The organism is Amycolatopsis sp. lyj-108, assembly GCF_046549005.1.
In the GTDB taxonomy this organism is placed as follows: Bacteria; Actinomycetota; Actinomycetes; order Mycobacteriales; family Pseudonocardiaceae; genus Amycolatopsis.
In genome coordinates this window covers 1-17,412 of record NZ_JAJPWQ010000013.1, presented here as the reverse complement: position 1 = coordinate 17,412, position 17,412 = coordinate 1, and the positions used below count along the sequence as shown (strand labels likewise).

The window sequence follows — 17,412 nt, the reverse complement described above, 5'->3', positions numbered from 1 at the left end:
TGAGGGGGTCCCATGCTGGGGGAGTTCATCGACAAGAAAGCGGAAGAGCGGTTCTTCGGCGTCTACGACGCGATCCTGCGGAAATGGCCGGTTCCCGCCGAGGAACTGGACATCAGGACGAGCTTCGGCCCGACCCGTGTCCGGCGTTGTGGCCCCCAAGACGGTCCGCCGATCGTGCTGCTCTCCGGCGGGATGGGAACGTCACTGTCCTGGTACCCGCATATCGCGGAACTCGCCGTCCGGCACCGGATCCACGCCGTCGACACGATCGGCGAACCGGGGCGATCGATCCAGACCGCGCCCATCGAGTCCACAGAGGACTGTGCGGATTGGCTCGCCGAGGTCGTCGACGGGGTGCTCGCGGGGACCGGCCACGAAAAGGTCTATCTTGCCGGTGTTTCACGAGGCGGCTGGCTCGCCTTGAACCTCGCTACCCGGGCCACCGACCGGATCGCCGGGGTCGTCACCTTCGAAGCCGCGGGGTTCGGTGCGATCGGCCGGAGCTTCATCTGGTGGAGCTTCCGTGAGATCTTCCGCTGGTTCTTGCCGAAATGGCTGCTCCGGCTGGTGTCGTCCGGGGATCCCGAGGTCCGGCACATCGTACGACCTCTGCTTTTCGGTGCCCTCAAATACAAACAGCGCCTTCCTGAAATGCACCTGTTCAGCGACGACGAGTTGTCCGCGATCGACGTGCCCACCCGGATCGTGGTCGCCGAACGCAGCGTCATCCACCGCGCTCGCGAAGTGGAGGCCCGGCTCGGAGCACTGAATCCGCACATCGATGTCGAGGTCGTGCCCAAGACCACTCATGGGTTGTCTCTGGAGAAACCGGAGCTCGTCACCGCACGGATTCTCGAGGCCGCGCATCACGCCAGTACGGCTTCGTGACGCGACCACGACGGCGAACGGCCGAGCAAGGCGACGATCGTGTCCAGGTCGGACGGCCCCTTCTCGGCGACGGCCGGGGCGAAGGCGGCGCCCGGTGCTTTCCGGTTCTTCCCGTCCGGAATCGACTCGGCGAACCGCAGGCCGGCGTCGAGCACCTCTCGCTGGAACTCGAGCGGCAGGCCGAGGGTTTTGGCCACGTCCCAGGAGTGCACCAGGTAGTCGACGAAATGGAAGCCCAGTGCCTGCTCCGCGGTGAAGGTGATTTCGGTGGAGAACTCGGGGAGAGCGAACTTCCGGTCGGCGAGGTCGTAGGGGACGAAGGCGTTCAGCACTCGCTTGACCGAGGCGCGGTAGGTCTCGACGGGGTCGTCGCCCAGCGGGAGCAGGCGCCAGTGGCCGAGGTCGGTCTCGCCGTCGGCCGCGGCGGCGAAGCCGTGGTGCTGGGTGGCCATGTGCGCCAGCAGGCCGTGCAGGGTCCAGGCGCTGCACGGCGTCGGCTTGGTCAGGTCGGCGGGCGTGATCTTGGTGACCAGATCCAGGCTGGCCCGGGTCACGATGGCGTCGAGGATGCGGAGTTCATCGATAGGCATGCGCATATCATCTACATATGCGTACGAGTTCGTCAACCGGTTTCGCGAACCAGGTCGGTATGGTCTGCGCATGGCGGAGCAGGGGAGGCCGGATCTCGCGGCGATGCTCGGCGGGCTGATGCGACGGCTGATGAACGCCGAGACGCCGGTGCTGGCCGAGCACGGGTTGACCATGTGGGGCTACGTGGTGCTGAGCGCGCTCGACGACGGGCCTGTCCGCACGCAGGCCGCCCTCGCGAAGGCGGTCGGCGCGGACAAGACCCGGATCATCGGCACCCTCGACAAACTCCAGGAGGACGGGCTGATCACCCGCGAGCCGGATCCGAAAGACCGCCGGGTCCGGCTGCTGGGGATCACCGAAGCCGGCCGCGCCGCGCGAAGGTCGGCCCAGTCGAAGATCCAGGCGCAGGAGGAGCGGCTGCTCGGACAGCTTTCCGCTGCCGATCGCGAAGCCTTCCTTCGCGCCGCGCGTGTGCTGTCCGAGACGCGGTGGCCGTGAGTCAGCGGCTTGTCAGCGCTCGGAACGACGCCAGGAACTCCGGCTGGTAATCCTCGTCGATGTGGTTGACGTTCCACAGTCCCGATTCGCGGACTTTCTCGTGCACCGCGTGATGGCCGAGCCATCCCGCGCTCGGGCGATCGGGTGCGTCACGCCGGTTCGAGAGCAACGCGATGCTGTTCCGTTCGATGTCGCCACGCAGACTGGTGCCGTCAGAGTCGGTGGGCACCGCCAGACAGAGGAACGGCATCCGGCCGATGTGCTCGCTCACCTGTCGCTCGATCTCGGCCTCGGCCGCGGCCCACTCGGGCAGGCGGCGCTTACTGGTCCACGCCGCGAGCAGATCGCCGGACCCCCGGTCGCGCTTGATCAACGCCGTCCCGACGTGACGGCGAAAGATCGAGGCGCGATGGTTCCCGCTGCCTTTGAGCGTGCCGCGATGCTGGGCCAGGCGTTGCCACAGCTTCGTCCGGCCGCTGCTGCCCAGGCCGTGGGTCCCGACGCGTACCACCCGCGGCGTTCCGTCGGTGCGCAGCTCGCCGTCCTCGAAGAAGAAGTAGACGCCGTGACTCGGCCAGTCGTCCCGGCCGGTCGCCTCGCTCAGTAGTCGAGGAGGTCCCAGTTTGCCGAGCAGGGTGTAGAACTCGGCGAGATCCGTATCCCTCATGCCAGCTCCTCCACGACCATGCCCGCCGGATAGTCCGACGGCGACCGGCGCCACCATGCGCCGAAAGCCTGCGCCAGCCGCCGTGGCACCTCGACCTGCGCGCCGCCTCCGTGGAAGTCGACGGTCACCAGAACGCCGCCGATTTCTGTGGAACCCCAAGGGATCCGCCGGATCAGCTTCGCGTAGTCGGCGCTGGCGGACACGAATGTGACCACCTTCGCCGCCCCGATCCGGCGTGCCTCGCCGAGGACGGCGTCTTCGAGCACACCCGGCGGCCAGTCGCCGAGCTTGAGTTTCCGGTCGTAGTAGGAGATCGGCTCGTGGGCGCGCAGGAGTCCGTAGCCGCCGCTGAGGATCAGTGTCCGCCCTGACGCGGCGGCCTCGGCCAAGGCGCCGCCGACGTTCCGGTAGAAGTTCCCGTTGTAGCGCAGCCACGCGGGCCGCAACCCGCCGTCGTCGACCTTGGACCTCGCCAGGACATCGGCCCGCGCGCGAAGCATCGCCTCCGGCCAGGCAGTGCTGGACTCGGGCAGGTCACCGCCTCGGTTCTTGGCCTTGGAAGGGCCGAGAACGGTCAGCGCCTCGCGCGGATCGATCGCGTCGAGAACACCGGTCGCCTCCATCGACGGGATCCTATCGGCGACGCGCTGACCGGACGCTGATCGGTCCCGGGCATGCTGGAAGGACCAGACCGCGGAAGGGGGGATCATGTCGCCACTCGTCGTGCACGGCCTGTGGTCCCCTGGCCGCGGGATCCTGCTTTGGGGCGAACACGGCGACCGCCCGGCGACGACGTCGATGCGGCCGTCGAGCGCGGCCCGGCCGCATCCGTTCGCCGCGTCGGTCGCGGATCTGACGGCCCTGCATCCCGGCAAGCCGGCGTCGGCCGTCCTGCTGCTGCCGTCACGGCGCGGCGGGCCGGTCGCCTCGCCCGAACTGGGCGTTCGGGGTCGTCCGCAGCAGGAACTGACGCTGGAACCCTGGTCGGTGCCGGCGCTCCTGATCGACCCGTCCGAGCTGGGCGACCTGGCCGACACGGTCAGCTACGGCACCTCCGTCCGCCATCTTCGCGCCGTCGTGCGGCTGGCGGACGACCTGGTGCGCCGCGGCCGGGTGCTTCCCACGCTCGTGCGGAACGAGATCGTGGCGCGGGCGCGCTGGCGGCCGGTGGCCCGCGGCGGCGACGCGGTCGCGGTCCGGGCGCTGATCGCGGCCACCCCGCCGGTCGGCCGGGCCGAACACCCCGGACCGGATCCGGCGGCGCTCGTCACCGACGCGCTCCGCACCCTGGTCGACGCCGCGGTCCGAGACCGGCTGGCCGCCGCCGGACACGCCACGGAAAGTGACGGGCGCGAAGGCCCGTTCGGGTCGTGGCTCCACGCGCTGAAGAGCGCCGATGACCGGATCGGCCAGTCGCCGGGACGGATGGGGATCGTCGCCGAAGGCATCGCAGCCTGGGACGCCGTCGGCGACACCGACCTCACCGAGGGCACCGTCTGCTTCCGTCTCGACGAGGTTCCCACGCTGCACGGCCCGGCCGACGATCCGGACGACCAGACCGGCGACGGGACCAAGTGGCAGCTGCGCTTCTTCCTGCGTTCCGCGGCCGACCCCAGTCTTCTGCTCCCGTCCGAGGACGTCTGGTCCGGTAAGGCGGGCGCCAAGTTCACCGACCCCGAAGGCCTCTTCGCCGCCGAGTTGGAGCGGGCCGCCGAGGTGCTGCCGCTGCTCCGCCCCGCGGTCGAAGCCGAGAAGCCGGGCATCTACGACCTCACCGTGGCCGAAACCGTGGAGTTCCTCGACGGCGGCGCGGAGCACCTGGTCGCGGCCGGGTTCGACGTCCAGCTCCCGGCGAGCTGGGGCGGCAGGCGGAAACTCGCGCTCAAGCTGTCCGTCCGCGGCGCGCCCGTCGACCAGGCCGCGGTGCACCGGCTCGGCCGCCACCAGCTCGCCTCCTACCGCTGGGCGCTCGCCGTCGGGGAGGACGCGCTGACCGACGAGGAACTCGCCGGGCTCGCCGCCGCGAAGTCGTCGCTGGTGCGGCTGCGCGGCCGGTGGGTGAGTGTGGACCCCGAGCTGCTTCGCGCCGGTCTCGAGTACCTCCGTCGCGAGCCGGATCGCGAGAAACCGCCGCTGCCCACACCGGCGGAACTGCTGGCCCTGCTCCACGGCTTCGACGACACGCCGCTCCCGGTCACCGAGGTCACGACCGACGGCTGGATCGACGACTTCCTCGCCGGCCGAGTCCAGCGCACCATCGAACCGGCCGAGCCGCCGCCCACGTTCCTGGCGACCCTGCGGCCTTACCAGAGCCGCGGCGTCGCCTGGCTTTCGTTCATGACGTCGATCGGGCTCGGGGCCTGCCTCGCCGACGACATGGGGCTCGGCAAGACCGTCCAGCTGCTCGCGCTCGAAGCGATCGAGCGGGCACAGGACGACAGGGCGCCGACGCTGCTCGTCTGCCCGATGTCGCTGCTCGGGACGTGGCAACGGGAAACGGCCAAGTTCGCGCCGGAGCTGCGTGTCCACCTCCATCACGGTGCCGATCGCGAGCACGGCGCGCGGTTGACGGCGCGCGCCGGCGCGGCGGACCTCGTCGTCACCACGTACTCGACCGCCGCCCGCGACGCCGACGAACTCGCGGGCATCCGGTGGCACCGGCTCGTGCTCGACGAGGCGCAGGCGGTCAAGAACCAGAACACCGGACCCGCGCAGGCCCTGCGCCGGATTCCCGCCGGGCACCGGATCGCGCTGACCGGGACGCCGGTGGAGAACCGGCTCGCCGACCTGTGGTCGCTTTCGGATCTGCTCAACCCCGGCGTCCTCGGTGGCAGGCAGGAGTTCCGCGAGCGGTTCGAGGTGCCCATCGAACGCCGGGGCGACCTTTCCGCGGCCACCGAGCTGCGCCGGCTGACCCGGCCGTTCCTGTTGCGGCGCCTCAAAACCGATCCCACCGTGCTCGCCGACCTGCCCGAGAAGATCGAGATCCTCCAGGAATACCGCCTCACCCGCGAACAGGTGACGCTGTACCGCGCGACCGTGGACGAGATGATGACCAGGATCGCTGACAGCGCCGGGGTCAAACGGCGCGGCAACATCCTCGCCGCGATCACCAAGCTCAAGCAGATCTGCAACCACCCCGCGCATCTGCTGCACGACGGTTCGCCGATCGGGCACCGCTCCGGCAAGGTCAACCGGCTCGAAGAACTCCTGGCGGAGATCTTGGACTCCGGCGATCGCGCGTTGTGCTTCACCCAGTTCGCCGAGTTCGGACATCTGCTCGTGCCGCATCTTTCGAACAGGCTGAACGTGAAGATCGCCTTCCTGCACGGCGGGTTGTCGCAGCGGCGCCGCGACTCGATCGTCGAGCACTTCCAGTCGGGCGAGGGGCCGTCGATCCTGCTCGCGTCTTTGAAGACCGGGGGAGCAGGTCTGACGCTCACCGCCGCCACCCACGTCCTGCATCTCGACCGGTGGTGGAATCCGGCGGTGGAGGAGCAGGCCACCGACCGTGCCTTCCGCATCGGTCAGCGGCGCAGCGTCCAGGTACGGAAGTTCGTCTGCCCCGGCACCATCGAGGAGCGGATCGACGCCGTCATCACCAAGAAGGAAGCGCTGGCCGGTCTCGTCGTCACCGACGGGGAGGACTGGCTCACGGAACTGTCCGCCGATTCGCTGCGCGAGGTCTTCGCACTGGGCCGGGAGGCGGCCGATGACTGAGGGATTCCGGCGGGCACTGGACGAACTGGGTGTCCACAAAGGACTTGTGCCGCCCTGTCGGGTCGACACGCTCACGGTCGGGCCCGGCGCCGCCGTCGCCCAGGTCCGGGTGACGCGGCAGCGGTTCTACGAGGTCCGTGTCGGTCTGCCGACCTTCGGCAAACAGGTGTGGACGGCGGTCATCGCCGCCGTGGCCGCGGACGAGGTCACGAGGACGGCCCTGCTCGACGGCCGGATCCCGGACGACATCGATCGCTTCTTCGCCGCGGAACAGGTGCCGCTGTTCCCCGAGGCGGCGTGGGAACTGTCGCTGGACTGCACCTGTCCCGGTACCCGCGTCCCGTGCGATCACCTCGTCGCGGGGCTCATCGCGCTCGAAGAAGAGGCGGACCCGTTCGCGATCTTCGCCCTCCGCGGCCGCGACCGCGCGACGCTGCTCGAAGAGATCGGACGGCAGGCGGGCGCTCGCGTGACGGCTCCGTCGGCGGACGACGAGACGCCCGGCCTCGACGAGGTGATGGACGACTTCTTCGGCTGGGGCCCGGCCGGCGACGTCACGAACAAGCGCCGACCGGCGGCAGGAGACCCGCTGGGACTGCTCGACGAGGTCCCGCCGCTCAAGGCCACCGTGGACGGAACCTCGGTCACCGCCCTGCTGCGGCCGCTCTACCGGTCGCTCACCGGCCCGGAATGAACGAAAAAACCGCCAGCGAGGAGCGGGTCCCGTCTGGTAGTCATCGAATATGAGCGATCAGCCGACAGCGGCGGAGCTGGCCGACGAACTCCTCGACGTACTCGCGACCGAGATGCCGTTGATGGCGACCTTCGACAACATCCCCGGACACGATCACGAGTTGCGGGACGTCTCCGAGGCCGGTGACGCCCGGCTGCGGGAACGGGCCGTCCGGATCGCCGGGCACGCCGCGCGGTCCACGGATCCGGACCGGATCACGCTCGGCGTCGTCACCCACCACGCGGAATCGCTCCTTTCCCGGCTGGACTCGCGGAAGATCGAGTTCACCATCGCCGATCAGATGGCGGCCGAGGGAACGGGCGTGCTGTCCTGGCTTCCGCAACTCGAGCCTTCGGGAGAGCAGGCCGAGGAGGACTACCTGGCCAGGCTGGCCGCCTTCCCGGAGTTCTTCGCGGCGTTGGCCGATCGCCACCGTGCCGGGGTCGCGGCGGGCCGGACGCCGGTGGATCGCGCGGTGCACGGCGCCATCGACCACGTCGACCGATTCTTGGCCGCCGAGCCCAATTCGCTACTCGTCCCACCGCTGACCGGTGACCGGGTGTCGCGCAGGGAACGGCTGTTCACCGAGAAGGTGCGCCCGGCGCTCGTCACCTATCGCGACACTCTCGCGAGCGAGATCGCCGGCCGCGGCCGCCCCGACGACCGGCCGGGCCTCTGCTGGCTGGAAGGCGGCAAGGAGAGCTACGCGGGCCTGGTCAGAACACACACCACCACCGGGATCTCGCCGGAGGAACTGCACGAGACGGGCCTCGAAATCGGCCGGGCGCTGGACGACGAGTACCGGCGGCTGGGCTCGGCGGTGTTCGGCGAGGACGACCCCGTCGAGGTCCGGCGTCGGCTGCGCACCGATCCCTCCCTGTGCTGGCGTGACGCGGACGAGATGATCACGACCGCGACGGAAGCGGTCGCGCGGGCCACGGCCGCCGCGCCCGCCTGGTTCCGCCGGGTGCCGTCCGCCGAATGCGTCGTGCGCGCGGTACCGGAAGCGGACGGGCCGTCCGCCGCGCAGGCGTACTACATGCCGCCGTCGGCCGACGGCAGCCGCCCTGGCGTCTACTCCACCAACGCCTACCGGGTGACCGAGCGGTTCCGGTTCATCGCCGAATCGGTCGCCTTCCACGAAGCCGTTCCCGGACACCACTTCCAGGCTTGTGTGTCCTACGAGCTCGACGGAGTGCCTCGGCTGCGCAAACTCGTCCCGCTTTCGGCATTCGACGAGGGCTGGGCGCTCTACACCGAACGGCTCGCCGACGAGATGGGGTTGTACTCCGATGACGTGATGCGCCTGGGCATGGTCGCCGAAGACTCCCTGCGCGCGGCGCGGCTCGTCGTCGACACCGGGCTGCACGCGCTGGGCTGGACCCGGCAGCAGTGCGTGGACTACCTCGCCGAGCACTGCGTGCTGAGCGACGTCGAAGTGCAGTCCGAGACCGACCGGTACATCGAATGGCCCGGTCAGGCGTTGTCGTACATGACGGGCAGGCTGGAGATCCAGCGGCTGCGCGCCTTCGCCGAGGAGCGGCTGGGCGAGGACTTCGACATCCGCGATTTCCACGACGTCGTGCTGAGGCAAGGGCAGGTGCCGTTGCCCGTGCTCGGCGACATCGTGCGGGAGTGGGTGGCGGGCACGCGGCGCCGGGAGTGACCCCGGCGCCGCGCGAGCGAGCTCAGCCGCGCTTCGCGAGCGTCGCGACTTCGGCGTCGGACAGCGGCCGGTCGTACAGCCGGACGTCGTCCACCGCGCCACGCAGGAAGTCGACCTGCTGACCGCCGTACTGGCCGCGGCCGATCACGGTGTGCCCGGTGCTCGGTGCGGCGGAGCAGGCGTTCTGCGAGGCGACCTTCTGGCCGTCGACGTACAGCGACAATGTGCCTGCCTTGGCGTCGCGAACCCCGGTCAAGTGGTACCAGCGGCCGACTTCCGGCTTCTCCGGTGACAAGGCGCGAAGGCCGACGAAGCTCATCGCCCACCGCTGATCCTGCCCGGAGTACTGCAGGAAGAACGCGCTGTCGCGGCCGGTGTCCTGGCTGACGACGGTCTGGAAAGCGCCGCTCGCCTCATCCAGCTTCGCCCACGCCGAGACCGAGTAGCTGCTCGCCGTGTTGACGAGGTTCGCCCCCGTGTCGGCCTGGCCGTTGCCCGCGAAGGCCAGCGCGCCGCCTTCGACACCGCCTGCCCACTGCGTGTTGGTCAGCGTGGCGTGCGCGGTGCCGACCGAGTCCGCCGCGCTGGATCCGGTGCCCTCGTTGAACTTGTAGGCGTGCACACCGGCGAGCCCCGGAGTGCCGGGACCCGGGTCGGGTGCGCCGGAACCGCTACCGTCGGCGCCCGAGATGATCGCCTGGTTCACGGCACGCACCTGCGCGAAGTCCATCTTCTTCACCTGCCTGTCGTAGGTGAAGAAACCGTTGACCTCGTGCTCGACATCGGTGATCTGCGTGTAGATCGAGCCGCTGATGCCACAGCTCTGCGCCGACGCGAGTACGTCGCGCTGGTTCTGGACGTAGCGGCTGTTCAGCGTCGCCTGGTCCTTCACCATCTCGTAGGCGTGGCCTTCGCCGAACCACATGTGGTCCTCGACTTCGAGGCCGTAGCCGCCGTGTTCGCCGTCGATCGAGATCCGCTTGCCGTCGGGCATCGGTTTCGCGGGGCCAGGGTAGGCGTGCCAGTCGATGACGTCACCCTTGCCGGAGTCGCCGAGGGAATCGCAGCAGTTGACGCCGCTGTGCGCGTTGACCAGCCGGGTCGGATCCTGGGCCTTGACATCGTCGGCGATCTTGCCGGTGGTCTCGCGCGACCATTCGCCCCAGCCCTCGTTGAACGGCACGTAGCCGACGATCGAGGTCCAGTTCTTCTTCTGCTCCACCAGTTCCGTCAGTTCGACCTGGAACTGCCGCTGGGCGTCGGCCGGCGGACGCCCGCCGGTGCGCATCGACGGCATGTCCTGCCAGACCAGCAGGCCGAGCTTGTCGGCGTGGTGGTACCAGCGGTCGGGTTCGGTCTTGATGTGCTTGCGGACCGTGTTGAAGCCGAGGACCTTGTGCTGTTCGAGGTCGAAGCGCAGCGCCTGGTCGGTCGGCGCGGTGTAGATGCCGTCCGGCCAGTACCCCTGGTCCAAAGTGGACTGCAGGAAGAGGATCTTGCCGTTGAGGGTGAAGCGGAGTTTGCCGTCGGCGCCCTTCGCGGTGCCGAATTCACGCATGCCGAAGTAGGACGAAACCTTGTCCACGGTGCGGCGGCCGTCCTTCAGTTCGACGTCCAGGTCGTAGAGGAACGGCGAATCCGGCGACCAGAGTTTCGCCTTGGGTACCGGCAGGGAGATCGTCCCGGCAGCGGACGCCTTGCTGCGGCTGATCACCTTCCTGCCGTCGCGGACCACGGCCTCGACGGTCAGCCCGGAGTCGCCGCCGGTGTCGACGGTGAGCTTCAGCGTGGAGGACTTGAGATCGGGGACCATGCCGAGCGTGCCGATGTGCTTCGCCGCGACCGGTTCCATCCACACCGTCTGCCAGATGCCCGAAGCGCCTTCGTAGAAGATCCCGCGGTCGGGGACCAGCCGCTGCTTGCCGACGGGCTGCCAGGTCGCGTCGGCGCGATCCTCGACGCCGACGATGATCTCCTGCTCTCCCTTGGGTTTCAGCGCCGAGGTCACGTCCGCGGAGAACGCGCCGTAGCCGCCCTGATGCGCGGCCACCTCCTTGCCGTTGACGTAGACCTTCGCCTTGTAGTCGACGGCGCCGAAGTTGATCCGGAGGGTGTTGTCCCTGCCGACGTTCCAGTTCCTGGGCACGGTGAACGTGCGTCGGTACCACATGAAGTCCTCATGCCGCTGGATCCCGGAAAGCGCCGATTCGGCAGGGTAGGGGACCAGGATCTTCTCGGCGAGCTTCTCGCCGAAGGGCGGGACCTCGCCGGGGCCGGCACCGGCGAACTCCCAGACCCCGTTGAGGTTCTGCCAGTTCTCGCGCACCAGCTGCGGCCGCGGGTACTCGGGCAACGCGTTCGAGGGCGACACCTGGTTCGTCCACGGCGTGGTCAGGCGCGGCTTGCCCATCTTCCAGCCGCTCTCCGCGGCCGTCGCGGCTCCCGACGTCATCGCCAGGGCGGAGACCACCGCGACCGCGGTGGCCAGTGATTTCCGGAAGCGTCTCGGCTTTCGGGAGCGGTGAGGTGACAACGTTGACAACATCTGCTCGACACCCTTCTCCGGGGGCGGCCGCCTCGGCGGAGGTGCGCCGCCCACTGGACTTGTGCAGGCGTGAAACCACGACGCCGTGGGCCGGGGAACCGGTGTGAGCCGGGCCACGGTAGGCCGTCAGGATGTTTTTACATCGTTGATACAACGTTGTAAAGCGTCGAAGGCCTCGAATCGGTCCTGGGTGGAGGGCTGGCGGGCGAGGTGAAGGGCCCTTTCCTCGCATCCGATGCGAGGAAAGGCCCCTTCACCTCCGGCTCGGCCGATGCGTTGACACAATAATTGACCGATAGGTAACTTACTGGCGAGTCAGATCGAACGGAGGCATCGATGCCGACCGAGGAGCGTTCCTGGTGGGGCTGGGGCACTACCGCCGGCGCACTGTCCAGGGAAGAGTCCGACGCGCTGGTCGCCCGCACCTCGGGGGTGCTGCCCGCTCACGACTTCACCGACCACGCCCCGCCGGACCCCGCGGGGCTCGACGTCCCGGTATCGCGGATCCGTCCGCCCGCGGCGCTCGCCTCGTTGTGCAGCGACCTTCCTGTCGACCGGTTGTCCCACGCCAGGGGCAAGGCGTTCCGCGATGTCGTCCGCAACCTGCTCGGACGGCCCGACCACTTGCCGGACCTGGTCGCCCGCCCGCGTACCGAGCAGGACGTCGTCGACCTCCTCGACTGGTGCACGACCTCCGGCACTCCGCTGATTCCGTACGGTGGCGGCAGTTCCGTGGTCGGCGGGGTCGAACCGAGGTTCGACGGGCCGGCGATCTCGATGGATCTCGCGGGCCTCGGTGACGTGCTCGAAGTGGACACGGTCAGCCGCGCGGCCCGGATCCAGGCCGGGATCTTCGGGCCGGCGCTGGAAGACCGCCTTCGCCCGCTGGGGCTGACCCTGCGGCATTTCCCGCAGTCGTTCGCCCATTCGACGCTCGGCGGCTGGCTCGCCACCCGCGCGGGCGGGCATTTCGCCACTCTCGCCACGCATATCGACGATCTCACCGAGTCGCTGCGTGTCGTCACCCCGGCCGGGATCAGCGAATCGCGGCGCCTGCCGGGCTCGGGTGCGGGCCCCTCACCGGATCGGATGTTCCTCGGCTCCGAGGGCACGCTCGGCGTGATCACCGAAGCGTGGATGCGTCTGCAGGACCGCCCGGTCTGGCAGGTGACCGCGTCGGTCGCGTTCGAGCGGCAGGAAGACGCGGTCGCCGCCACCCGCGCGATCGCGCAGTCCGGGCTCCACCCGTCGAACTGCCGTCTCCTCGACCCGGCCGAGGCCTTCATCAACGCGGGCGCGAGTGTGGGCGGTGGCCTCCTGCTGATCGGGTTCGAATCCGCCGATCATCCGGTCGACCCCTGGCTCGACCGCGCGCTCGAAGTGACCGCGGGCCACGGCGGAGTCGTGAAAACCAGGCGCGGCAAGGATTCCTCCGGCCAGGACAGTGCATCGACGTGGCGATCGTCGTTCCTGCGTATGCCCTATCAACGTGACGCGCTGGCCCGCCGGTCGCTCATCGTGGAGACCTTCGAGACCGCGTGCACCTGGGACGGCTTCGAGGAGTTCCACGACGCGATCACGTCGGCCGCACGCGCCGCGATCGACGAGGTGTGCGGCGGTGCCGGTGTCATCACCTGCCGCTTCACCCATGTCTACCCCGACGGTCCCGCGCCCTACTACGGGATCTATGCCGCCGGGCGCTGGGGGAGCACGGTCGAGCAGTGGGACGAGATCAAGGCCGCCGTCTCCGAGGCGATCGCGTCCCATGGCGGCACGATCACCCACCATCACGCCGTCGGCCGCGACCATCGACCCTGGTACGACCGGCAGCGCCCCGACGCGTTCGCCGCCGCGCTCGACGCCGCCAAGTCCGCGCTCGACCCGGCCGGAATCCTCAACCCGGGAGTGCTGCTCCGCTGACCGGCGGGCGGACGAACGAGGTCAGCAGCGCCGTGAACCGCAAGGCCGCCAAGGACAAGGTCCGTCCCGCCATGGTCTGCACCTGGGCTTCGCGTTTGCGGAACACGGCGTTGTCGAGCAACACGTAGGCGACGCCTTCGGTGGCCGCGTCCTGCTCGATGTCACCCAGCCCGCCGACGAGCGCGATCCCGCCGCCGCACCGGACGAACTCGTACTTCGGGCTCAGTTCGTTGCACTCCAGCACCGGATGGGCGGCGAGATTCTCGATCCTGGCGGCGATGTCGAACAGGTCGCGCAGACTCTGCCCTGGCGCCGGGAGCGCGAGCGGATGACGGCACAGTTCGGCGAGTTCGACGGAGTCACGGCTGGTCAGCGGATGATCGAGCGGGACGATCGCGTACACCGGGACGACGACCGCGCTCTCGACACGTACCCCGTGCTGTGGTCCGGTCGCGAACGTGACGGCGACGTCTGCCGCGCCTTCGAGCACACGCCGAGTCGCTTCCTCCCTGGTGACGACGTCGATGTGGAACGTGACGTCGTGCTCGCGCCGGAAGGCGGCGATCGCCTGCGGGACCACGCGGCGCGCGAACCCCTCGGAACAGGCGACCGTCAGGGACCGGGCGTGCAGTCCGCGGCCGGTGCGGAGCTCGTCGACGAGAACGGCCGATTCGGCCTCGCTGCGCCGGACGTGGTCGAGCAGCCGGGTCCCGGCCCCGGTCGGCACCATGCCGCGCGGATGCCGGACGAACAACGGCACCCCGAGCCCCGCTTCGAGTTTGGCGATCTGGCGGCTGATCGCCGACGGCGCCACCGTCAGTTCTGTCGCCGCTTCGGACACCGAGCCGGTGCGGGCGACTTCGAGGAAGTACGTCAACGCGATCGGCAGTAGTCGCATCAGGTCTCCGCAGGATTGCCGCAATGAGAACGCGGAGCACGGTAAACGGCAATGGTCCCGATACGCAAACCGACTTACGCTCCTCTGCGACACTCGACGAGCGAATCGGGAGACAACACGGTGATCCCTGCAGACTTGGTCGCGAAGGCCCACGAGCACGTCGACTCGGGAGCGTTCTTCGCCGAACTCGCCGAGCTCGTCCGGTATCCGACCGTGAGTGATCATCCGAGCGGTCGCGTTGCCATCAAGGCATACCTGGACGAGGTGCTGGCCCCGGCACTCACCGCGCTCGGCTGTTCCGTGGCGATCCATCCCAATCCGGATCCCGGCGGCGGCCCGTTCCTGATCGGCACCCGGATCGAGTCGCCAGAGCTGCCGACACTCCTGTGTTACGGCCACGCGGACGTCGTCGACGGACACGAAGGCCGGTGGAGCGGTGGCCGGGACCCGTGGACGCTGACCGCCGACGGCGAGCGCTGGTACGGCCGCGGTTCGGCGGACAACAAGGGCCAGCACCTGATCAATCTGACCGCGCTCAGGCTGCTCCTCGCCGAGACGGGTTCGCTCGGATTCAACCTCAAGTTCCTGTTCGAGACAGGGGAGGAAATCGGCTCGCCGGGGCTCGACGAGTTCGTCTCGGCGCACCGGGAGGCACTGAGCGCCGAGGTCCTCATCGCGTCGGATGGCCCCCGCCTGGACGCGGAGACGCCGACGCTGTTCCTCGGCGCGCGAGGCAGTGTCCGGATCGCCCTCGACGTCGACCTCCGCCCTGACGCTTACCACTCGGGGAACTGGGGTGGCGTGCTGCGTAACCCCGCCACCACCCTCGCCGGGGCGATCGCCTGTCTCGTCGACGGGCACGGCCGCGTCCAGGTGCCGGAGCTTCTGCCGCCCGAACTCCCGGACAGCGTCCGCGCGGCGCTCGCCGAACTCGAGATCGGGAACAAGCCGGGCGATCCGGCGCTGGACGTGGGCTGGGGCGACACCGGGCTGACCGCGGCGGAGCGGCTGTACGGCTGGAACACCCTCGAAGTCCTCTCGCTCGGCGCCGCGGACATCGACCGGCCGGTCAACGCCATCCCCGGCCGCGCACGGGCGATGCTGCAACTGCGCTACGTCGCGGGCACCGATGTCGACGGAGTGGGCGAGGCGATCAGGAAACACCTTGCTGCACAAGGGTTTTCCATGGTCGACGTTACCGTCGAGGGGAGTTTCCGTGCCAGCCGCACGCCGGTCGACGACCCATGGGTCGGCTGGGCGAAGAGCGTCCTCGACGAGGTTTCCGATCAGAGCGTGGCGATCCTGCCGAGCTTCGGCGGGGGACTGCCGAACCATGTGTTCACCGACCTCCTCGGCCTTCCGACGCTGTGGCTGCCGCACTCCTATCCCGGATGCCTGCAGCACGCGCCCGACGAACACCTGCTCGCGCCGATCGCCCGCGAGGGAATCGTCCTCGCCGCGGCACTGTTCCACGCTCTCGGACGGCGCGGCGGGGAGGCATGATGAGCGAGCGGACGGTGGCCAGGCCGCGCACGCCGTCGTCCACGCGGCGCGCGATCGCCGCCGCGACCATCGGCAACGCGCTCGAATGGTTCGACCTCGGCGTGTACGCGCTCATGGCGGCCTATATCGGCAAGACATTCTTCCCCGGCGGGAACGCGGCCGTCCAGCTCGTGCAGGCATACGCGGTCTTCGGCATCACGTTCCTCGTGCGTCCGCTCGGTGGTCTCGTGCTCGGCGCCTACGCCGATCGGTTCGGCCGCAAGAAGGCGCTGGTGCTGACCATCTGGCTGATGGTCGCCGGGACGTTCCTGCTGGCGGTGATGCCGAGCTACGCCACGATCGGTTTCCTCGCGCCGGTCGGCGTGATCGTCGCGCGGCTGATCCAGGGCTTCGCCGCGGGCGGGGAATTCGGGGCGGCCACGTCGTTCCTGATCGAACAGGACGATCGCCGCAAGGGCTTCCTCGGCAGTTTTCAGTTCGCCAGCCAGGGTTTCGCGACATTGATGTCAGCCGGGTTCGCCGCCGGGCTGACCGCTTCGCTCAGCGCCGACGCGATGACGTCCTGGGGCTGGCGAGTCCCGTTCGTCTTCGGGCTGCTCGTCGGCCCGGTCGGCTACTACATCCGGCGCCACGTCGACGAACCCGAGGCTGCGAAGGAGGATCAGCCGAAGTCCACGCCGGTCCGGACGCTGTTCCGCTTCCAGTGGGGCGGCCTGCTGATCGCCGGTGGAGCGCTGGTCGTCTCGACCTCGCTGAACTTCATCCTTCAGTCGCTGCCGACGTTCGCGATCAAGAACCTCGGCCTGGACGACTCGCTTTCGTTCGTCGCCCTGATGATCACCGCCGCCATCCTGACCGTCGTGACACCGATCGTCGGGCTGCTCACCGACCGGCACGGCCGCATCAGGATCATGATCGGCGCCGCTGCGGTGATCGGGGCAGGCGTGGTGCCGCTGTACCTGTGGGTCACCACCTCACCGTCGTTCCTGACCCTCACGATCACGATGACGATCCTGGGACTGCTGAAGGCCACCTACTTCGGCGCGCTTCCGTCGGTGATGGCGGACGTGTTCCCGGCGCACACCCGGGCGACGGGACTTTCGTTCGCCTACAACGCCACCGTCGGGGTCTTCGGCGGGTTCACGCCGACCATCGCGACCGCGATGATCGCGGCCACCGGATCACCTGTTTCGCCTGGTTATTACCTTTTGGCGACCGCGTCGCTCAGTATTGTCGCGCTGGTCGCGGCGAATCGGCGGCGCGGGATTCGGTGAGAGGAGGTTGGTGCGTCGTTCCGAGGAGCGAGACCGTTGGCTTGGCCTGGCTTCGCGCGGTGCTCCAGGCATGCCGAGGGGCCCGTCGCCAAGTGGTCGGCGGGCTCCTCGGGTTCAGCGGTGGTTGTGGCGGGGCTTCTGTAGCGGGTCGAGGTATTGGGGTGGGATGAATTCGGGGCGTCCGTTGGTCATGCGGACTTTCCAGCCGGATTGGCCGTGGATGACCATGTGGTGGTAGCGGCAGAGCAGGCAGAGGTTGTTCAGGTCGGTGTCGCCGAGTTGGCCCCACGGCAAAATATGGTGGGCCTCGCAATGTTTCGGCCGTCGATGGCAGCCGGGGAAGGCGCAGCCGTGGTCGCGCAGGTTCAAGGCCCGGCGTTGTGCGGGGGTGACGCTGCGGGTGGCGCGGCCGATGTCGAGGGGTTCGCTCTCGGTGCCGAGGACGGCGGGGATGATCTTGGCGTCGCAGGCGAGCATGCGGGCGTGGCGTGCGGTGATCTGGGTGACTC

General features: G+C 69.1%; 13 protein-coding genes and 1 pseudogene. 8 read left to right on the top strand and 6 right to left on the bottom strand.

Annotation, left to right across the window (positions count from 1 at the left end; translation table 11 throughout):
* Positions 1 to 12 precede the first annotated feature (12 nt).
* Positions 13 to 888 (top strand): alpha/beta fold hydrolase, encoded by an 876-nt coding sequence (locus ACLJO0_RS35790; RefSeq protein ID WP_410583553.1) that lies wholly within the window; start codon positions 13 to 15, stop codon positions 886 to 888.
* On the opposite strand, the gene ACLJO0_RS35785 is transcribed toward ACLJO0_RS35790, so the two are convergent.
* Positions 867 to 1,478: a TIGR03086 family metal-binding protein gene (locus tag ACLJO0_RS35785; RefSeq protein ID WP_410583552.1), complete on the bottom strand. Its 612-nt coding sequence runs from the start codon at positions 1,476 to 1,478 to the stop codon at positions 867 to 869. The two genes, ACLJO0_RS35790 and ACLJO0_RS35785, sit on opposite strands and share 22 nt — an antisense overlap.
* A gap of 70 nt (positions 1,479 to 1,548) precedes the next feature.
* Here ACLJO0_RS35785 and ACLJO0_RS35780 point away from each other — a divergent pair, with 70 nt between their 5' ends.
* On the top strand, positions 1,549 to 1,977 hold the full coding sequence (locus ACLJO0_RS35780; RefSeq protein WP_410583551.1) for a MarR family winged helix-turn-helix transcriptional regulator: 429 nt from the start codon (positions 1,549 to 1,551) through the stop codon (positions 1,975 to 1,977).
* A gap of 1 nt (position 1,978) precedes the next feature.
* Here the strand turns inward: ACLJO0_RS35780 and ACLJO0_RS35775 are convergent, their stop codons facing one another.
* Both ACLJO0_RS35775 and ACLJO0_RS35770 read right to left on the bottom strand, forming a co-directional pair.
* Entirely contained in the window at positions 1,979 to 2,644 is a 666-nt protein-coding gene (locus ACLJO0_RS35775; RefSeq protein ID WP_410583549.1) for a hypothetical protein, read from the bottom strand.
* Entirely contained in the window at positions 2,641 to 3,267 is a 627-nt protein-coding gene (locus ACLJO0_RS35770; protein ID WP_410583548.1) for a hypothetical protein, read from the bottom strand. The genes ACLJO0_RS35775 and ACLJO0_RS35770 overlap by 4 nt, the downstream gene beginning before the upstream one ends.
* Before the next feature lie 85 nt (positions 3,268 to 3,352).
* Here ACLJO0_RS35770 and ACLJO0_RS35765 point away from each other — a divergent pair, with 85 nt between their 5' ends.
* Genes ACLJO0_RS35765 through ACLJO0_RS35755 form a run of 3 tightly spaced genes read left to right on the top strand, consistent with a single transcriptional unit; the run spans position 3,353 to position 8,763 of the window.
* The gene (locus tag ACLJO0_RS35765) at positions 3,353 to 6,364 is read left to right on the top strand and encodes a DEAD/DEAH box helicase (protein WP_410583546.1); all 3,012 of its coding nucleotides are present in this window, start codon (positions 3,353 to 3,355) and stop codon (positions 6,362 to 6,364) included.
* Positions 6,357 to 7,058: a hypothetical protein gene (locus tag ACLJO0_RS35760; RefSeq protein WP_410583544.1), complete on the top strand. Its 702-nt coding sequence runs from the start codon at positions 6,357 to 6,359 to the stop codon at positions 7,056 to 7,058. Before ACLJO0_RS35765 ends, ACLJO0_RS35760 begins: the two co-directional genes overlap by 8 nt.
* A 49-nt stretch (positions 7,059 to 7,107) precedes the next feature.
* Positions 7,108 to 8,763 carry a DUF885 domain-containing protein gene (locus ACLJO0_RS35755; RefSeq protein ID WP_410583543.1) on the top strand — a complete coding sequence of 552 codons (1,656 nt, stop codon included), beginning with the start codon at positions 7,108 to 7,110 and terminating at the stop codon, positions 8,761 to 8,763.
* Positions 8,764 to 8,785: 22 nt separating this feature from the next.
* Here the strand turns inward: ACLJO0_RS35755 and ACLJO0_RS35750 are convergent, their stop codons facing one another.
* A complete protein-coding gene (locus ACLJO0_RS35750; RefSeq protein ID WP_410584000.1) occupies positions 8,786 to 11,215 on the bottom strand; it encodes a LamG-like jellyroll fold domain-containing protein in 2,430 nt (809 codons plus the stop codon).
* A 429-nt stretch (positions 11,216 to 11,644) separates the two neighbouring features.
* Here ACLJO0_RS35750 and ACLJO0_RS35745 point away from each other — a divergent pair, with 429 nt between their 5' ends.
* Positions 11,645 to 13,228, top strand: a complete 1,584-nt coding sequence (locus ACLJO0_RS35745; RefSeq protein WP_410583541.1) for an FAD-binding oxidoreductase — start codon at positions 11,645 to 11,647, stop codon at positions 13,226 to 13,228.
* Here ACLJO0_RS35745 and ACLJO0_RS35740 read toward each other — a convergent pair.
* Positions 13,203 to 14,126 carry a LysR family transcriptional regulator gene (locus ACLJO0_RS35740; RefSeq protein WP_410583540.1) on the bottom strand — a complete coding sequence of 308 codons (924 nt, stop codon included), beginning with the start codon at positions 14,124 to 14,126 and terminating at the stop codon, positions 13,203 to 13,205. The genes ACLJO0_RS35745 and ACLJO0_RS35740 overlap by 26 nt on opposite strands.
* Before the next feature lie 120 nt (positions 14,127 to 14,246).
* Between ACLJO0_RS35740 and ACLJO0_RS35735 the strand changes: the two genes are divergently transcribed.
* On the top strand, positions 14,247 to 15,629 hold the full coding sequence (locus ACLJO0_RS35735; RefSeq protein ID WP_410583539.1) for a M20 family metallopeptidase: 1,383 nt from the start codon (positions 14,247 to 14,249) through the stop codon (positions 15,627 to 15,629).
* Complete coding sequence (locus ACLJO0_RS35730) at positions 15,629 to 16,903, top strand: MFS transporter (RefSeq protein ID WP_410583537.1); 1,275 nt, start codon at positions 15,629 to 15,631, stop codon at positions 16,901 to 16,903. The genes ACLJO0_RS35735 and ACLJO0_RS35730 overlap by 1 nt, the downstream gene beginning before the upstream one ends.
* Before the next feature lie 114 nt (positions 16,904 to 17,017).
* On the opposite strand, the pseudogene ACLJO0_RS35725 reads toward ACLJO0_RS35730, so the two are convergent.
* Positions 17,018 to 17,412: pseudogene (locus ACLJO0_RS35725) on the bottom strand (HNH endonuclease); the annotation flags it as partial.

Coding starts and splice junctions, on each gene's coding strand:
- ACLJO0_RS35745 (WP_410583541.1), top strand. CDS start 11,645: ATGCCGACCGAGGAGCGTTCCTGGTGGGGCTGGGGCACTACCGCCGGC.
- ACLJO0_RS35770 (WP_410583548.1), bottom strand. CDS start 3,267: ATGGAGGCGACCGGTGTTCTCGACGCGATCGATCCGCGCGAGGCGCTG.
- ACLJO0_RS35755 (WP_410583543.1), top strand. CDS start 7,108: ATGAGCGATCAGCCGACAGCGGCGGAGCTGGCCGACGAACTCCTCGAC.
- ACLJO0_RS35760 (WP_410583544.1), top strand. CDS start 6,357: ATGACTGAGGGATTCCGGCGGGCACTGGACGAACTGGGTGTCCACAAA.
- ACLJO0_RS35730 (WP_410583537.1), top strand. CDS start 15,629: ATGAGCGAGCGGACGGTGGCCAGGCCGCGCACGCCGTCGTCCACGCGG.
- ACLJO0_RS35765 (WP_410583546.1), top strand. CDS start 3,353: ATGTCGCCACTCGTCGTGCACGGCCTGTGGTCCCCTGGCCGCGGGATC.
- ACLJO0_RS35780 (WP_410583551.1), top strand. CDS start 1,549: ATGGCGGAGCAGGGGAGGCCGGATCTCGCGGCGATGCTCGGCGGGCTG.
- ACLJO0_RS35790 (WP_410583553.1), top strand. CDS start 13: ATGCTGGGGGAGTTCATCGACAAGAAAGCGGAAGAGCGGTTCTTCGGC.
- ACLJO0_RS35750 (WP_410584000.1), bottom strand. CDS start 11,215: ATGACGTCGGGAGCCGCGACGGCCGCGGAGAGCGGCTGGAAGATGGGC.
- ACLJO0_RS35740 (WP_410583540.1), bottom strand. CDS start 14,126: ATGCGACTACTGCCGATCGCGTTGACGTACTTCCTCGAAGTCGCCCGC.
- ACLJO0_RS35785 (WP_410583552.1), bottom strand. CDS start 1,478: ATGCCTATCGATGAACTCCGCATCCTCGACGCCATCGTGACCCGGGCC.
- ACLJO0_RS35775 (WP_410583549.1), bottom strand. CDS start 2,644: ATGAGGGATACGGATCTCGCCGAGTTCTACACCCTGCTCGGCAAACTG.